We start from the raw sequence: 485 nt of genomic DNA on the forward strand, positions 1-485 counted from the left end.
GCGAGGAGATCACGCAGAACGGCCTGGGCGGCGCCGACGTCCACGCCGAGACCTCCGGCGTCGCGCACTTCGCGTACGACGACGAGGAGACCTGCCTCGAAGAAGTGCGCTATCTGCTGTCGATGCTGCCGTCGAACAACCGCGAGAACCCTCCGGCGCACGGCTGCGACGACCCGGCAGGCCGCGCGTGCCAGGCCCTGCTCGACCTGGTGCCCGTGGACGGCAACCGCCCCTACGACATGCACCAGGTCATCGAGGAGATCGTCGACGACGGTGATTTCCTGGAGGTCCACGAGCGGTGGGCGCGGAACATCATCTGTGCCCTGGCCCGGCTGGACGGCAAGGTGGTGGGGATCGTGGCGAACCAGCCGCAGTCCCTGGCCGGTGTGCTGGACATCGAGGCCTCCGAGAAGGCCGCCCGCTTCGTGCAGATGTGCGACGCCTTCAACATCCCCATCGTGACGCTCCTCGACGTGCCCGGCTTC

The 485-nt window shown here is 68.2% G+C and carries 1 protein-coding gene; it reads left to right on the forward strand.

What is annotated here, in order from left to right:
• A partial coding sequence (locus IG54_RS0137330) for a carboxyl transferase domain-containing protein (protein WP_030795717.1) occupies window positions 1-485 on the forward strand: 485 nt, incomplete at both ends.

Origin of the sequence: Streptomyces sp. NRRL S-920, assembly GCF_000717945.1 — a bacterium.
Classification (GTDB): Bacteria; Actinomycetota; Actinomycetes; order Streptomycetales; family Streptomycetaceae; genus Streptomyces; species Streptomyces alboniger.